Source organism: Pseudomonas synxantha, assembly GCF_900105675.1.
GTDB lineage: Bacteria > Pseudomonadota > Gammaproteobacteria > Pseudomonadales > Pseudomonadaceae > Aquipseudomonas > Aquipseudomonas synxantha.
The window spans coordinates 4,340,982-4,356,457 of record NZ_LT629786.1 but is presented as its reverse complement, the minus strand read 5'-3'; the positions used below and the strand labels follow the sequence as shown (position 1 = coordinate 4,356,457).

The window sequence follows — 15,476 nt, the reverse complement described above, 5'->3', positions numbered from 1 at the left end:
TGCTCCTTTTGCTGCCTAAGAACCCTAGTGCGTTGCCTTTGTAGGCAACTCCTAATAGCCTGTAGGAAAATTCATCCTATGATTGGACGAAAGCGCAAACCCCATGACAGACATCGCCCCACTGATCAAACGCTCCCTGGTCGACCAGGCCCTGGAGCAGTTGCGCCTGCGCATTGCCCAAGGCGTGTGGGCCATCGGCGAACGCCTGCCTACCGAGCCGGAGCTGTCTGCCGAGCTGGGCATCAGCCGCAATACCGTGCGCGAGGCCATGCGTGTATTGGCATTCTCTGGCTTGATCGAAATCCGCCAGGGTGACGGCAGCTATTTGCGCTCGATGACCGACCCGCTGGGCACAATGCGTGCGCTGTCCCATTGCTCCCTGGAGCAGGCGCAGGAGACGCGGCAGATCCTGGAGGTGGAGGCTATCGGCCTCGCCGCAGTGCGTCGCACCGATGAAGACCTAGACGCGTTGCGCCAGGCGCTCCAGGCCAGTGCCAAGTTGTATCACGGTGACCTGGAGGCTTACATCAACGCTGATCTGGTGTTCCACCGTCGGCTGGTAGACGCCGCACATAACCCGGCGTTGAGCGAGCTGTACCACTACTTTTCCGCCATCGTCGGCGCGCAGTTGCGCCAGACCTTGAACATCTCACCACGTCGTCAGCCCGTGCTCGACCTGCACAGCGCCTTGCTCGACGCGGTGGAACACCAAGACCCCGAACGCGCCAAATCCCTCTGCCGGCAGTTGATCAATGAACCCTGAAACCCAACGCAAGACTGAACTTGAAGAACTGTTGATCGACGCCGAAGCCGATGACGAGGTGGTGCAACACACGTCGCCGCTCGTCGCCCGCCCATGGCTGTTGCTGCTGGGGCTGATTCTGGTGGCGCTGAACCTGCGCCCGGCGCTGTCGAGCATGGCGCCGCTGCTCAGCGAGGTGTCCGCGAGCCTGGGGTTGTCGGCGGCCAAGGCCGGGTTGCTGACCACGTTGCCGGTGCTGTGCCTGGGCCTGTTCGCACCGCTGGCGCCGGTGCTGGCGCGGCGCTTTGGTGCTGAGCGGGTGGTGCTGGGAATTTTGCTGACGCTGGCCGCCGGCATCATTCTGCGCAGCTCCTTGGGTGAGGTTGGCCTGTTTGCCGGCAGCCTGATCGCCGGTGCGAGTATCGGCATCATCGGCGTGTTGTTGCCGGGCATCGTCAAGCGTGACTTTGCCAGGCACGCCGGCACCATGACTGGCGTGTACACCATGGCCCTGTGCCTGGGCGCCGCACTGGCGGCGGGGGCTACGGTGCCGTTGAGTCATTACTACGGCGGCAGCTGGAACATCGGCCTGGGGTTCTGGATTCTGCCGGCGCTGCTGGCGGCGTTGTTCTGGTTGCCCCAGGTTGGGCCGAAACACGGTGCCCATCAGGTTGCCTATCGCGTAAGAGGTTTGCTGCGCGACCCGCTGGCCTGGCAGGTCACCTTGTACATGGGCCTGCAATCTTCCCTGGCCTACATCGTGTTTGGCTGGCTGCCGTCGATCCTGATCGGGCGCGGCTTGAGTGCTACTGAGGCCGGGTTGGCGCTGTCCGGCTCGATCATTGTGCAATTGTTCAGTTCGCTCGCCGCGCCCTGGTTGGCCACCCGTGGCCAAGACCAGCGCCTGGCCATTGTGGTGGTGATGCTGCTGACCCTCGGCGGCCTGTTTGGTTGTCTCTATGCGCCCTTGGATGGCCTGTGGGGCTGGGCGATTCTGCTTGGCCTGGGGCAGGGCGGCACCTTCAGCCTGGCGCTGACCTTGATCGTGCTGCGCTCGCGCGATTCCCACGTCGCCGCCAACCTGTCGAGCATGGCCCAGGGCTTCGGCTACACCCTGGCCTCCATGGGCCCGTTCGCTGTCGGCCCGGTGCATGACTGGACCGGTGGCTGGGACGCTACCGGCTGGATCTTCGCAGTGATCGGCCTGGGCGCGATCGTGGCGGGCCTGGGTGCCGGGCGGGCGCGCTATGTGCAAGTCACCAGCGAGAAGGTCTAGAGGTAAACCACTTCCAGCGTGGCGGAGCCATCCAGGGGCGTGTCGACGCTCAGGTCGAGGTTGCGCCGGGCGCTGATCACGGTGTGGATACTCACGGTGCCGGTCAGCGTGCCAATCGCCGAGGGGCCAGCGACGCTGCCTTCGATGTCGGTAAAGCCCAGGTAGCTGTTGGCGCCTATGTCGATAGGGTTGAGGTTGGCGGTGCGCCAGGCCACGCCGCCGGTGGTCGACTCGGTGCCGTAGATCGACGCGCTGTTGTCCGCCTGGGTTTGCCGTGGGTCAAAGCTCATGGAGTAAAGGCCGATTCGGTTGCCGCTGCGGTCGAAACCCAGCCCGTAGTAAATCTCACTGTTGACCGTGGCCGAGCCGTCGCGGTTGTCGCGCATGCGCAGGGCATAGCGACTGGGCGCATTGCAATCGATGCTGATCTGCAGGGTCTTGACGGGCAGGCGCGTGCCTTGCTCGAGGTTCAGGTCCTGGTGGGAAATCTTGCCGTAGTCGATTACTCCGCCTGCGGACAACAGTGGCGTGCAAGCCGTGGGGATGATACGGCCCAGGACACTCAGGTCGATGCTGGAGGCGGCTTGGGTCGGCGCGGCGCTCAGCGCAAGCAACAAGGCGGGCAGTGCAGTGCGGTGGATGTTCATCAGGCGACTCCTTACAAATAGATGATTTCGATAGTGCCGGAGCCGTTGATACGCACCACTTCGCGCAGGTCCAGCGATTGCGTGGGGGCCAGGTAGGTCTTGATGCGCACGGTGCCGCTCAGGTTCTGGATAGCCACCGGCCCTGTGGTGGTGCCGAGCCTGTCGGTGAAACCCATGATGCTGTTGGCGGCCATGGGGATCTGGCGCTGGCTGGAGCTGCTCCAGGCCACGCCGTTGCTGGTGGAGTCGGTTCGATACAGCGACGTGAAGGCATCGGCGGTGAATTCCGCCGGGTCGACCGTGACGAAATACACGCCGATTTTGTTGCGGCTGGCATCCAGGTCCAGGCCGTAGGCGGTCTCATCGATACCACCGGTGGCCGAGCCTTCGCGGTTATCGTGCATGCGCAGGGCGAACGGGGTCGGCGCATCGCAACTGACGGCAAAGCCCAGGGTCCTCAGGGGCATCGGGGTTTCGGTGGTGGCGTTCAGGCTTTTGGCCGGCAGGACGCCGTAGTCCACCACGCCATGGTCGGACAACGAAGGCTGGCAGGCGGCCGGGGCAAAATGCGCACGTAAGGTCAGTTCGCGGTAGCGCCCCTGTAGCGGCGAATAAAACGTTCCGGACACTTCCCAGGTGGTGGCGTCTCGCACCCGGGTGGCGGCACTGTCGGCCCAGACGCGCAACGTCAGTTGCAGGGACAGGTTGCTGCCGTTGCCCACGCTGCCCTGCAAGGTCGGTGCGATGCCGTGGCCGGCACGCCAGTCTTGCACGCTGGCGTTGCTCAGCGCTGGTTGCCCAGGGGCGGCGAGCAAGCCCAGTTCCACCGCCTTGCCATCGACCACGGCGTTGCTGGCTTCAATCTGGTAGTGCCCGTGCTCGGTAAAGCGCAGTTGCTGCGCATCGGCGGCCAGGGCGCGATAGAACAGGCTCAGGTCTTGGGGTTGGGGGCAGTTGAAGGTCAGGCTCAGGCGTCGTTCCCCGAGCAGGCGTTGTGGCGCACTGTCGTTCTGAGCGATGCGGCTCATCAAGCCGAAATCCAGCAGCGATTCGCTGAGCGTGAGCTGGCATTCATCCACCGCCAGGGCGTTGCCAGTCAAACCGAGCAGTAGCCACAGGGTGATGGGGCGCAGGAAAGTCATTCGGAGCATGGCGGTTATCCTCAAGGCGTTTGGCAACGGGCGGGCGCGGTTTCGAAATACACCGTGGGGTCGGCTTTGTTCGGCAATTCGAAGCGCAGCACGCAGCGGCTGCCGCCCGGCAAGGTGACCCACAGCGTCGGCTGCTCCAGCACGTTGGGCAGGAACACTTGGCTGGAATCCTGCACCAGGGTGACGAACTCGCCTGCTGCGGTGCTGACCGAGGCGCCCCTTGGCAAGGGCGCACCCTCGTCGGTGCTGACGGTGAGCAAGGCGCGGCGCGTCAGGCCCACGCCGAACTCAACCCGGTCCACCGCGCCGCGACCTGCGGCAATCACCGCCAGGCCGTTGGTGATATCGGCGTTGCGCGGCAGCGAACGGGTCTGGACTTCCACTGGGCTACGTCCATAGGCGCTCACCTGGGGCACAACCGCCTGGCCTTGCCAGTCGGTCCATACTGGCCCGCTGGGAGTGTTGACCTTGATCCCGCTCATCTCGCCCACTGAGAGCAAGGCGAAGGTGTCGCGCACCGGGTAGGGTGAAAACGTCACGCCATCGCCATGCAGCACCACGCCGCCGCGTGCGCCGCCCTGGTAGCTGGAACGCTCTGCATCGGAGCGGCTGTAGCTCAAGTCGAGCTGGGTGTAGCGCGGCAGGGCAGAGACGCCCAGGGTGGTTTCCACCTGGTTGTCGCGAGTGTCATGCTCGGCGCTGACGCGATAGCTCAACTGATCGTCGAGCTGGTCGTTCATGCCTACGCCGGTGCGATGTTCGCCGCCGGAATTGCGCACCCAGGCGCGCATCCGGCGATTCTCGCCCAGAGGCAGGCTGATATTCAGGTACACGGCATTGTCCTGTTGATCCTGCCCGCCCATCTGCCATTCGGCGCTGGCAGACAGCGATACGCCTCTGACGCTGGTGCCCCAGGACGCCAGGGCGCGGCTGCTACTGCGGCCGTCGAAGCTGGCTGAGCGGGACACCCCGGCACTGAAGGCGCCGAGCCAGGGATGGGACCAGCCCAGGGTGGCGCTTTGCTGGTCGCGGTAACGCGAACGGCTGTGCTCGTTGGTGACCTGGCGGTAAGTGCTTTCTTCCAGCTCGCGATAGCCGGGGCTGCGCCAGGAATTGGCGGCACTGAATGACCATCGCTCATTCAGGCGTTGTGACCAGGACAGGTCGGTTTGCACACCAGAGGCCTGTTCCCAGCCGCTGCTATTCGACACCTGGCTGGTCAGTTGCACTTGGCTGTCCAGCCACGGTAGCCAGCTCAGGCTGACGCCGCCGGCACGGTAGTCGTCGGCCACCGTCATGCCGCCGCCGACGCTCAGTTGCGGGTGCACGGGGCCGGTCCAGCCGGCGCTGACCACCCAGGGATCGGTGCCCTGAGCGTCGCCGATATTGCGTACGCGGCCTGCCGCCAGGGAATAGCCCGGCGCTGGCAAACCGAGGCCCAGCATTGCCGCCGGCACGGTGAAACGGCGTTCACCGCCGATGCTTTCCTTGACCGTGACTTCCACATCCGAGCGGGTGTTGAGGCGGCGCACATCGCTCAGGGCAAACGGCCCGGCGGGCACCACCGTGGAGTGGATCAGCGCGCCGTTCTGACGTACCTCGACTTGCGCCGGGCTGTTGGCGATCCCTTCGATCACCGCGCCTTGGCCTTGCTCCTGCAGGGCTTGTTCGGTGAGCACCTGCACCCCGTTGATCTGCGCGCCAGCCAGCACCGGGTTATAGAGGTTGATCTGCCCGGCCTGCAGCACCGCCTGGTGGTTGGCGAAGGTGCGCTGGGCATAGGCTTCCAGATGGGTGCTGCGCGACAGGCCGTCCTGCCAGGTCTGTACCTGGCGACTGCGCACGATCCAGTCGCCGGCATTGAATCCGACTTCGGTGTTGGCCGAGCCGAACCGGCTGGCGTCATCGCCATAACGATTGTAGAAACCACTGAGGTCATAGTTGAGCAGGCCAGCGAAACCACCGGTTTCATACCCCGAAACATCCTGAGGCACCGGGCGCAAGGCATCGGTGGGCACTACCAGCGCCACTGAAAGCGTGGCCGGATCCGGCTCCACCAGGCTTTGCGGGTACTGCCCGAGAAAGTCGTGGCACGGGCCGCTGTCGTTGGGCGTCAACAGGTGGGCAGCCTCCAGCAGGGCGCGATCGAAACACAGCCGGCCCTGTTGATCGAAAGCCACCTCCAGGCGGCCACGACGCTGGCCATTGACCCGCAGGGTGATCGTATGCCGGCCGGCGGTGAAGCGCGGCGCGTCCAACAGCAGGCTCGCCAGCTGTGGGTCGATGCCGCGCTGGTGCAGGGTCTGGGCGTCGAAGCCCGGCCGTGGCGCAGCCTCGGACCACGCCTTGGCCGGCACCAGCGCGCACAGCAATACCAGGGTCGCCAACGGTGGACGGGCAGATGCAGCGGGCACGGCTTCGCCGTCACGGTAACTCAAGACTGTTTTCACGAAAGGCACTCAATCTGGTGGACGCCCGATGCCGGCCCTGGCTACGTTGGCAGCGTCCTGGTAACGGTCGATGAGCCGTCACTCGTTATGCAGGCGCCAGCCTGGCGCCTGTTGATTTCAAAGGGAGATGGGCGCGTCGTAGGCGGCCACGGCAAAGCCATACACCGTGGCCGGCTGCAACCGCACCTGGGTAGCGGGCCCGCCGGTGGCCGGCACGCTCAGGGTTTGGCCGGGCAGCACATAGGTGCGCGGCAGGGTCGCCTGACCATCACCGGGCAGCAGGCGTAGCTCCTGGGCCAGGCGCACCACATACGGCGTATCGTTACGCACCTGCAATGTGCCGTTGCGCAGGGTCCAGGTCAGGCCGGTCCAGGGTGTACGGTTGATCGCCAGGCCCTTGGGATGCACGATCACCGGCAGGTTCTGGCGCACGGTCACGCCGACCCGGGCGTGTCCGGCTTCGGTGGCTGCACGACCCTGGGGCATGCCTTCGAAAATTGCGCGTTTTAGGCGCTGGGTGCTCAGCGGCGCCTGGTTTTGCAAGATGAAGCGCACCAGTTGCGATTTGCCGCTTTCCACTCGGGACAGCGGTGGCGTTACCACCAAAAGGGGCTCGGTGTCTTCAGGGATGTCTTGCAAGGTCACGTGCAGCAAGGCCAGGCTGCTGTCGGTGTTGGTGACCGAGACCGCCGCTTCGCCGTCGGCTTCGTGAATGATCACCACGGACGTGTCGGGCACCATGCCGTCAGCCTGGGCGTGGAGGCTCAACAGTAAGGCCAGGGTCGCGAGTGTGCAGCGTGTCGACGTCATGACGGAGTTTCCATTGGGAAAAAGGTGGAGTCAGAGGTAGCGCAAGTCCAGGACGATGGAACCATCGAGGGGCACTTCCTGGTCCAGGGTCAGGTATTGCGAAAAGTTGATTGAGGTGTCGACCCGCAGTTGGGCGCTCAGCTGGCGGATGAAGTCCGGTTGACGGTCGCCGGGTAAGGCAAACCCCATGTAGGACCTGGGATAGGCGTTGGGCTCTGCCGCCCAGGTTCCGCCGCTGTCGTAGGAGGCCAATACCTGCAGGCTCTGCGCGTCGCCCACCGGGTTGCGAAAGGACAGTGCCACGGAGCCGAGGCGTTCCTGCGGGGCGTGGACATTTCTGCCCAGGCCGTAGAAGTAGTCCGGCGCCAATGATGAATCCGCACGATTGTCGATGCCCACCAGGGCAAACAGCATCGGCCGGTTGCAGAGCACCGTCAGTTCCAGCAACTGGGCCGGCAGCACGGTGAATTCGTCGCTGCTGAGGGTGTGGGCGGGAATGCGGCCGTGATCGACGGAGCCGTTGTCGGACAGTTCCACATTACAGGCGTCAGGGGTCAGCCGGCCGGTCACCGTGAGGTCGACAAAAGAGGCCGCGAGCGCCTGGGCGGTCAGTGTCAGTGCGAGTACGACAGCAAAAAGGCAAGGGCGCATGTTCATCGGTGCAGGTCACTGGTTCGAATGAGGGTGGCCGATACGAAAAATGGCCCATGACCGCCGATTTCCAGGCAGGCATGGGCGTCCAGCGGGTTAGAGATACATCACGGTGAGGGTGGCGGAACCGTCGATCTGTACTTCATTGCTCAGGTCCAGGCCATCGGTGCGGTTGATGAGAGTTTGCACCTCCAGGTCCAGCAGCAATTCCTGTACCGGCACTGGCTGGGTGGTATCACTCATGTCAGCCATGGACATATACAGGGTAGGGTCCCAGAATTTTTCAAGGTACCAATTGTCCTGGCCGTTGAGAGATGCGATGGACTGTACTTCAACGGAGTCGGCGATCGGGTTGGCGATCCTGAGGACGTAGTGGCCGAGTTTCTGCGTGCCATTGATCAGGCCAAGACCGTAGTCGCTGGTGCTGATCGAGGACCCCCTGCGGTTGTCTTCCGATTGCAGCGCGATAAGGGTCTTGCCCTCGCATGCCACCGACATTGTCAGGGTGTGGTTGCCGATGATGGTGGGTTTGTCGGGGTCAAGGTCCTTGGCGGAAATCTTGCCATGGTCGATCACCCCACCACTGGACAGGCTCGGCGTGCAGGCGCTGGGAACGATCAGGCCCTTGACCGTCAGGTCCACGGTCGAGGCAGCGAAAGTGGTCGTGGTGGCGAACAGCAGCGTTGCGCCGGTCAATGCGCCAAGTAGTGTTTTCATGGGACGTGTTCCTTGGATAGGGGCTGTGTACGGCAGTTACAGGTACATGAGTTGTACGGTGGCGTGGCCGTCCACCGGCACTTCGTCGAGCAGCGTCAGGTTGTCGCTGGGCGCGATGTGGGTGTTGAGCCTGAGGTTGGCGTGGAACTGGCGCACCGCTACCGGCACTGGCACGTTGTTGATCGCCACTGCCGTCAATACGGTGGGGTTGAGCTGGGTGCCCAGTTGCCAGGTTGTGCCACCATCGCTTGAGTTGATGGTCTGGGCGGGCAGGTTGTCGGCCAGCGGGTTATGCAGGTTGAAGCCGGCGCCGCCGATCTTCTCGCCTTCCGGGGTCATGCCCAGGCCATGCCAGTGCGGGTGATTGGCGCTGGAGCCGGGCCGGTTGTCGATGGTGTTCAAGGTGAACAGCGTTGGCCCTTCGCAGCTCACGCTCAATTGCACGGTTTGCCTGGGCAGTGGTGTGTATTGCTCGGCATTGAGCTCCTTGGCCGACATTTTTCCGAAATCGACCACGCCACCGCCGGTAATCTGGGTGTCGCAGGCGCTGGGAGTAATCACGCCCCTGACGGTGAGGTCCTGGGAACTGGCCGCAAAGACGAATGGCGTACAGGTGATCAACAGGATGCTGCCAAAGGCAACCAAATGCTTGTTCATAGATGTGTTGTTCCGGTGTGTGGCCAGCAGGTGAAAACAGACCCATGGCGACCCACGACAGCAAGGCAAGTGCTGTCAGGTCTGGGTTATAACCGCCCTGATAAATGTGGCGGATCGTTACCCTCTGGCGGGGTGCACACAATCTAGTGATCGCCGCTATACGCGGATATACAACTTTTACGACATTGGCCCGCAGGCGAGTAGAGCGACGCGGTGGTGAGGCTATTTAAGCGAGAAAGTTGTTTTTCGTAGTTGTTGTATCGTCAGTTATGCATCTGAAAGGATATTTTGATTGTGCGATTACAGTTATTTGAATGGCTTTAAGGGCTGCGCCATGCAGTGCCTTGAATGGTTGTTCCTGACTGTTACGTCAGTGCTGCCCGAACCCCAGTAGTACTGCAAAGAAGCACCTGATGAGGTAGGCGGGCGTGCTTTCGAGCGATGTCGCTTCGCAGAACAACTGATGCGCCAGGCCACGACGCCGGCACATTGGCGGCATCATTGTGTGTTAGTGGTGGAGGATCATTGCGCCTACCGGGCGATGATGGGCTGGCAGCTGGACAAGCTCGGGCTGAGCCACCAATTGGTCGAAAATGGCAGCAGTGCCATGGCGGCCATGGCGTGCCGGCGTTTTGACCTGGTGATCAGCGACTGCCAGATGCCGGTCATGGATGGGTATAGCCTGGCGCGTGCCATACGCCAGCGCGAGCAGGACCTGGGGGGTGAGCGAGTGCCGATCATCGCGCTGACCGGTAACCTGGTGCACGACGACCCGCAACGCTGCCGCGACGCCGGCATGGATGCCTGGTTGCTCAAACCGCTGGCCCTTGAACCGTTGCGTGACATGCTTATGCGCTGGCTGCCCGGCGAACCGGCAGCGCTTTCGAGCCGGTCGCCGGGCGCTTCTGCGCCGGGTTGGCCGACTCGCGCCAGCCTGGTCGAGCTGTTTGGCAGCCCGCAGATCGTGGATCAGATGCTACGCAGCCTGCTCATGGAAGCGCAGCAGGACACCCAGGCACTGACGCACGCGCTTACTAGCCTGGATGCCGGATTGACCGCCGAGCGCTTGCATCGCCTCGTGGGCAGCCTGGCCTTTTTGGGAAGCGCGGGGCTGGAGTCCAGGGGCAGCGTCTTGATCAGCGAGGTACGTGCCCATGGCGTGGCATTCAACCTGCAGAAGTTGGAAGTTTTCCAGCGCGATCTGGCGGCTTATCTCGACTACTTGCGTGCATTGTGACGATTTGTCGAAGTTGAACGGTTTTGTCGTGACTTTGGAGTGTAAGAATTTTCCTTTTGTTCTGTAAGTTCAAAACTACCCCCTTCAAAACATGGGGTGCGGCTGAACCTCACTTGCTGTTACCGGTTGTTACCAATCGTCAGCAAGGTTATTTTGCGTGCATTCAATTTGCCATCATTCGTGGGTATCTATGCTTCGTGTAATTATTGCTGACGATCATCCCATCGTACGTATTGGGCAGAGAGTGGTGATTGAGGCGGGCGGCAAGTGCAAGGTGGTTGGTGAGGCCAACGGTCCCGATGAGTTGCTCAACTTATTGGCCAAGGTGCCTTGCGATGTGCTCGTCACTGACTTCGCCATGCCTGGGGGCCAGCAGGCCGATGGTTACGGCCTGCTGAGCCTGTTGAATCGCCAGTACCCGGCGCTGCCGGTGATTCTGGTAACCATGTTCGCCAACGTGGCCACCTTGCGTGCCTCATTTGCCCATGGCGCACGCGCCATCGTTGCCAAGAGCGCCTCGGCCAAGGAACTGCCCCAGGCGATCAAGGCGGTGAGCGCCGGCCAGAACTTCGCCAGCGAGTCCCTGCGCGAGCAGTTGGTGGAGGCGGGGCCGGGTGATCAATCGCAACAGCCGCAGCTGTCCGGCAAGGAGCGCGAGGTGGTGCGCATGCTCGCCAGCGGCATGACCGTCAGCCAGATTGCGGCGCGGGTCAATCGCAGTATTTCCACCATCAGCAAACAAAAAAGCACCGCCATGCACCGGTTGTGTATATCCACGGATGTGGACTTGTTCGCTTATGCGCGTGCCGCAGGCATGGTGCCTTAGAAAGTTGCAGTTTTGTGACAGTGGTTAATTAACTAGTGTGTGAGTTTGGATTCGTATTAGTTGTATTCAACTTGAAGGCGGCCTGCTCTAAGTTGTCATGGTCTTTTCGTCGTTATAGCGATGGGCTGACATTCCTAGTCTAATTAGTTGAGCCGAACTGCAGGTTGGCAAAACGCCGGAGTGCGTTGTTCGATCCGTTGATAATCGGCCGAAAGTGAGCATTGATATGCAACCGTCTCGTGCACTTATGACCGCCGCCTTGTTGTGGGCGGGTGTTTCCAATGTAATGGCTGCGTCCAGTGTGGATCTCAGTGTGGTCGGCAAGATCACACCGGCAGCCTGTACGCCCCTCTTGTCCAATGGCGGCATGGTCGACCACGGCAAGATCTCGGCCCAGGACCTGCATCCCTACCTTGAGACCAAACTTCCCGATTCCTCTTTGCAGGTGTCGGTGACCTGCGATGCGCCGACGCTGATCGCAATCAAGAGTACCGATAATCGCCCCGGTACCTCGAGTGGGAACAATGGATCGACGGCAGTGTTCGGACTTGGCCTGGCCAGTGACAATACAAAAATCGGCTGGTACGTCCTCAACATGGCTGAGGTGAGCGCCGATGACGTACCGGGTACCCCGATTGAGTCGGCCAATGGCAACATGTGGCTCGAGGCCTCCGGCAGTACGGCTTGGCAGCCGGGCTTTCTACGCAGCATCAAGGACCCTGGCAACCCCACTCCGACACCGCTGGCGATGACCACCTTCAAGGGGGTGCTGGAAGTGGCCACGACGCTGACCAACAAGCGGAATCTGCCGATTACCGAAGAGATCCAGATAGACGGCAGCGCCACACTGGATGTGGTCTACCTCTGATACGGTCGGGCATCACTCATCGACGCGGTGAATAGCCATGGCTTTCCCATGCGGTGCGGACTATCGTTCAGTCCTTCCTGAACCACGTGCGAAACCTGCCCATGAGTGATGCCCATAACGCCCTGATCACCCAGTTCTACCAGGCCTTCCAACGCCTGGACGCCGAAGCCATGGCCGCCTGCTACACCGATGACGTGATATTCAGCGACCCGGCCTTCGGTGAATTGCGCGGGCGCGATGCCGGCGACATGTGGCGCATGCTCACCACCCGCGCCAAGGACTTTTCCCTGACGTTCGACCAGGTGCGCAGTGATGCAACCACCGGCAGCGCGCACTGGGTGGCGACGTACCTGTTCAGCGCCACCGGCAATACCGTGGTCAACGATATCGGCGCCAGGTTTGTGTTTCGCGACGGCAAGATCTGCGAACACCATGACCACTTCGACCTGTGGCGTTGGTCGCGCCAGGCGTTGGGCCTCAAGGGCCTGTTGCTCGGCTGGTCGCCAGCGCTGAAAAACGCCGTGCGTGCCCAGGCACGCAAAGGCTTGAAGGCATTCCAGGCCGGTCGTTGATAAGATTGGCCTCCCTGCGGTTTGCCGAAACGACTTGTGACTGATCCTTCTGAATCCAAACCCTGGTTTGTCTACCTGGTGCGCGCCGCCAATGGCTCGCTGTATTGCGGCATCAGCAATGATCCGGTGCGCCGCTTTGCCTCCCATCAAAGCGGCAAGGGCGCGCGGTTTTTCTTGTCCAGCCCCGCTGTTGCGCTGGTTTATACCGAGCAGTGTGCAAGCAAAGGGGAGGCGTTGCGCCAGGAGCGGCTGATCAAGAAGCTGAAGAAGAGCGCCAAGGAGTGCCTGGCGGCGAGCGGCTCATTGATTGACAGGGGCGACTAGGGAGCATCCGAGAAAATATTTTCTGATTCAGGTGAGGTAAACCCGCGACCCATCCGTGTAGTGCATGAAACTGCGATCTATTCGCATTAACAGCGTTTTCTACACGGGTTCTCACAGCATGAAGGCAACGGCAAGCGGTTGGGTAAAACAGTGGCTGGGAGCCTCGGTATTAGCGGTGTCGGGGTTGGCATTGCTGCCGCTTGGCATCGCCCAGGCGCAGGAGCAGCAAAGCGCTCAGTTCAAGTTTGCCCTGGCCGCCAAACCGTTGCCCCAGGCCCTGAGCGATTTCAGCCGGGTCACGGGCCTGAGCGTGATCTACACCGATGACGCGCCCTATGGCCTCAATGCCCCGGAGGTCAGCGGGCAGATGAGTGCGACCCAGGCCCTGCAACACCTGCTGAGCCATTCAGGTTTTACCTTCCGCCAGATCGACGCCCGCACCCTGGCCCTGGAGCCGGTGCCTACCGACGCAGCGGTGAGCCTCGGCGCCACCACCATCAGCGCAGCCAACCCGACCCAGGACAGCACCAGCTATCAGCCGCCGATCACCAGCTCGGTGATGCGCTCCCGTGGCCTTTTGCTGGAAACCCCGCAAACCGTCAACGTGGTGCCGGCCCAGGTGCTCCGCGACCAACAGCCGCGCAACCTGGATGACGCCCTGGGCAATGTCAGCGGCATCACCCAGTCCAACACCCTCGGCAGCACCCAGGACGCGGTGATGTTGCGCGGTTTTGGCGACAACCGTAATGGCTCGATCATGAAGGACGGCATGCCGGTGGTGCAGGGCCGGGCCATGAACGCGACCGCCGAGCGTGTCGAAGTGCTCAAGGGCCCGTCGTCTTTGTTGTATGGCATCCAGGACCCGGGTGGCGTGGTCAATATCGTCAGCAAGAAGCCCGAGCTGGTGCAGTCCACTTCCCTGACCGCCCGTGGCTCGAGCTTCGGCAGCGGCAAGAACGGCAGCGGTGGCAACCTGGACACCACCGGCCCGCTCGGTGACAGCGGCCTGGCCTATCGGCTGATCGTCGATCATGAAGATGAAGACTATTGGCGTAACTACGGCACCCACCGTGAGACGCTGGTGGCGCCGTCCCTGGCTTGGTATGGCGACACCACCCAAGTGGCAGTGGCCTATGAGCACCGCGAATTTCTCGCGCCGTTCGACCGTGGCACCGCCATCGACCCCAAGACCAACCACCCGTTGAACATCCCCGCCACCCGTCGCCTGGATGAGCCATTCAACAATATGGAAGGCCGCTCGGATTTATACCGCCTCACCGTCGATCACGATCTGAACGACGACTGGAAGGCCCACTTTGGCTACAGCTGGAACCGCGAGACCTACGATGCCAGCCAGGTGCGCGTGGTCAAGGTCAACACCAACGGCACCCTGACCCGCAGCATGGATGGCACCCAGGGCGCGTTGACCACTGACCGCTTTGCCACCGCCAGCCTCGAAGGCAAGGTCAACGTGGCCGGCATGCAACATGACTTGGTGTTCGGCCTGGACGACGAGTACCGCAAGATCTACCGTGCCGACCTGATCCGCCAGGCGCCGCGTGGCACGTTCGACTACAACAACCCCGTGTATGGCAACGAAGTGGCGGGTTCCAGGGTCAGCGCCCCCGACAGCAACCAGACCGACCTGCTGCGCAGCGACTCGCTGTTCTTTCAGGATGCCATCCACCTCAATGACCAGTGGATCCTGGTCGGCGGTGCGCGCTACCAGATGTACGACCAATACGCCGGCAAGGGCGTGCCGTTCACTGCCAACACTGATGGCAACGGGCAGAAGTGGGTGCCGCGTGCCGGCCTGGTGTATCGCTACACCGATGAGCTGTCGTTCTACGGCAGCTATACCGAGTCGTTCAAGCCCAACTCCACCATCGCGCCACTGGCGAATAAAACCATGCTGGACGGCAGCCTGCAGCCGGAAGAGTCCAAGGCCTGGGAGCTGGGCACCAAGTTCGATATGCCGGGACGTATCACTGCGAGCGCGGCGCTGTTCACGATCGACAAGCGCAATGTGCTGGTGCAGGTGGGTGAAGGCTTGACGTCGGTCTACAGCGTGGCGGGCAAGGTACGCTCCCGTGGCCTGGAGCTGGATGCCAGCGGCCAGTTGACCGACAACTGGAGCCTTATCGGCAGCTATGCCTACACCGATGCCGAGGTCACCGAAGACCCGACGCTCAAAGGCAACCGCCTGCAGAACGTGGCGAAAAACACCGGCTCGCTGTCGGCGGTGTATGACTTCGGCAGCATCCTGGGTGGCGATCAATTGCGGGTCGGCGCTGGTGCACGTTATGTGGGCAAGCGCGCCGGGGACGCGGCCAATAGCTTCGAACTGCCGAGCTACACCGTGGCCGATGTGTTCGCAAGCTATGACACCAGGCTTGAGGGGCAGAAGGTCAAGTTCCAGCTCAACGTGAAGAACCTGTTCGACCGCACTTACTACACCTCGTCGGTGAATACGCAGTTTGTGTCCATAGGCGATGCGCGGCAGGTGTCAGTGTCCAGCACCCTGACCTTCTGACTGCAGTTCGCTTTG

The 15,476-nt window shown here is 62.2% G+C and carries 15 protein-coding genes; 8 read left to right on the top strand and 7 right to left on the bottom strand.

Annotated features, from left to right (window positions below; genetic code table 11):
* The first annotated feature begins 103 nt into the window (after positions 1-103).
* Complete coding sequence (locus BLU48_RS20225; protein ID WP_057021492.1) at positions 104-763, top strand: FadR/GntR family transcriptional regulator; 660 nt, start codon at positions 104-106, stop codon at positions 761-763.
* On the top strand, positions 753-2,018 hold the full coding sequence (locus BLU48_RS20220) for a CynX/NimT family MFS transporter (protein ID WP_057021491.1): 1,266 nt from the start codon (positions 753-755) through the stop codon (positions 2,016-2,018). Before BLU48_RS20225 ends, BLU48_RS20220 begins: the two co-directional genes overlap by 11 nt.
* Here the strand turns inward: BLU48_RS20220 and BLU48_RS20215 are convergent.
* The 7 genes from BLU48_RS20215 to BLU48_RS20185 form a co-directional block, all read right to left on the bottom strand.
* Positions 2,015-2,665, bottom strand: coding sequence for a DUF1120 domain-containing protein (locus BLU48_RS20215; RefSeq protein ID WP_057021490.1), 651 nt, complete (start codon positions 2,663-2,665; stop codon positions 2,015-2,017). The two genes, BLU48_RS20220 and BLU48_RS20215, sit on opposite strands and share 4 nt — an antisense overlap.
* A gap of 11 nt (positions 2,666-2,676) precedes the next feature.
* Positions 2,677-3,816 (bottom strand): DUF1120 domain-containing protein, encoded by a 1,140-nt coding sequence (locus BLU48_RS20210; protein WP_057021489.1) that lies wholly within the window; start codon positions 3,814-3,816, stop codon positions 2,677-2,679.
* A gap of 11 nt (positions 3,817-3,827) precedes the next feature.
* Positions 3,828-6,266 carry a fimbria/pilus outer membrane usher protein gene (locus BLU48_RS20205; RefSeq protein WP_172833427.1) on the bottom strand — a complete coding sequence of 813 codons (2,439 nt, stop codon included), beginning with the start codon at positions 6,264-6,266 and terminating at the stop codon, positions 3,828-3,830.
* A 117-nt stretch (positions 6,267-6,383) separates the two neighbouring features.
* Entirely contained in the window at positions 6,384-7,076 is a 693-nt protein-coding gene (locus BLU48_RS20200; RefSeq protein ID WP_057021488.1) for a fimbria/pilus chaperone family protein, read from the bottom strand.
* Between the two features lie 30 nt (positions 7,077-7,106).
* The gene (locus BLU48_RS20195; protein ID WP_057021487.1) at positions 7,107-7,733 is read right to left on the bottom strand and encodes a DUF1120 domain-containing protein; all 627 of its coding nucleotides are present in this window, start codon (positions 7,731-7,733) and stop codon (positions 7,107-7,109) included.
* Between the two features lie 90 nt (positions 7,734-7,823).
* Positions 7,824-8,444, bottom strand: a complete 621-nt coding sequence (locus BLU48_RS20190; protein ID WP_057021486.1) for a DUF1120 domain-containing protein — start codon at positions 8,442-8,444, stop codon at positions 7,824-7,826.
* Between the two features lie 36 nt (positions 8,445-8,480).
* Positions 8,481-9,101, bottom strand: coding sequence for a DUF1120 domain-containing protein (locus tag BLU48_RS20185; RefSeq protein ID WP_057021485.1), 621 nt, complete (start codon positions 9,099-9,101; stop codon positions 8,481-8,483).
* 463 nt (positions 9,102-9,564) lie between these two features.
* Between BLU48_RS20185 and BLU48_RS20180 the strand changes: the two genes are divergently transcribed.
* From BLU48_RS20180 to BLU48_RS20155, 6 genes are all read left to right on the top strand, one after another.
* A complete protein-coding gene (locus tag BLU48_RS20180; protein WP_082636601.1) occupies positions 9,565-10,338 on the top strand; it encodes a response regulator in 774 nt (257 codons plus the stop codon).
* A 190-nt stretch (positions 10,339-10,528) separates the two neighbouring features.
* Positions 10,529-11,164: a response regulator gene (locus BLU48_RS20175; protein WP_057021483.1), complete on the top strand. Its 636-nt coding sequence runs from the start codon at positions 10,529-10,531 to the stop codon at positions 11,162-11,164.
* A gap of 226 nt (positions 11,165-11,390) precedes the next feature.
* Complete coding sequence (locus BLU48_RS20170; RefSeq protein WP_057021482.1) at positions 11,391-12,032, top strand: DUF1120 domain-containing protein; 642 nt, start codon at positions 11,391-11,393, stop codon at positions 12,030-12,032.
* Positions 12,033-12,133: 101 nt separating this feature from the next.
* On the top strand, positions 12,134-12,604 hold the full coding sequence (locus tag BLU48_RS20165) for a nuclear transport factor 2 family protein (RefSeq protein ID WP_057021481.1): 471 nt from the start codon (positions 12,134-12,136) through the stop codon (positions 12,602-12,604).
* Positions 12,605-12,640: 36 nt separating this feature from the next.
* On the top strand, positions 12,641-12,928 hold the full coding sequence (locus BLU48_RS20160) for a GIY-YIG nuclease family protein (protein ID WP_057021480.1): 288 nt from the start codon (positions 12,641-12,643) through the stop codon (positions 12,926-12,928).
* 118 nt (positions 12,929-13,046) lie between these two features.
* Complete coding sequence (locus BLU48_RS20155; protein ID WP_057021479.1) at positions 13,047-15,461, top strand: TonB-dependent siderophore receptor; 2,415 nt, start codon at positions 13,047-13,049, stop codon at positions 15,459-15,461.
* Positions 15,462-15,476 lie beyond the last annotated feature (15 nt).

Coding starts and splice junctions, on each gene's coding strand:
- BLU48_RS20225 (WP_057021492.1), top strand. CDS start 104: ATGACAGACATCGCCCCACTGATCAAACGCTCCCTGGTCGACCAGGCC.
- BLU48_RS20220 (WP_057021491.1), top strand. CDS start 753: ATGAACCCTGAAACCCAACGCAAGACTGAACTTGAAGAACTGTTGATC.
- BLU48_RS20215 (WP_057021490.1), bottom strand. CDS start 2,665: ATGAACATCCACCGCACTGCACTGCCCGCCTTGTTGCTTGCGCTGAGC.
- BLU48_RS20210 (WP_057021489.1), bottom strand. CDS start 3,816: ATGCTCCGAATGACTTTCCTGCGCCCCATCACCCTGTGGCTACTGCTC.
- BLU48_RS20200 (WP_057021488.1), bottom strand. CDS start 7,076: ATGACGTCGACACGCTGCACACTCGCGACCCTGGCCTTACTGTTGAGC.
- BLU48_RS20195 (WP_057021487.1), bottom strand. CDS start 7,733: ATGAACATGCGCCCTTGCCTTTTTGCTGTCGTACTCGCACTGACACTG.
- BLU48_RS20190 (WP_057021486.1), bottom strand. CDS start 8,444: ATGAAAACACTACTTGGCGCATTGACCGGCGCAACGCTGCTGTTCGCC.
- BLU48_RS20185 (WP_057021485.1), bottom strand. CDS start 9,101: ATGAACAAGCATTTGGTTGCCTTTGGCAGCATCCTGTTGATCACCTGT.
- BLU48_RS20180 (WP_082636601.1), top strand. CDS start 9,565: ATGCGCCAGGCCACGACGCCGGCACATTGGCGGCATCATTGTGTGTTA.
- BLU48_RS20175 (WP_057021483.1), top strand. CDS start 10,529: ATGCTTCGTGTAATTATTGCTGACGATCATCCCATCGTACGTATTGGG.
- BLU48_RS20170 (WP_057021482.1), top strand. CDS start 11,391: ATGCAACCGTCTCGTGCACTTATGACCGCCGCCTTGTTGTGGGCGGGT.
- BLU48_RS20165 (WP_057021481.1), top strand. CDS start 12,134: ATGAGTGATGCCCATAACGCCCTGATCACCCAGTTCTACCAGGCCTTC.
- BLU48_RS20155 (WP_057021479.1), top strand. CDS start 13,047: ATGAAGGCAACGGCAAGCGGTTGGGTAAAACAGTGGCTGGGAGCCTCG.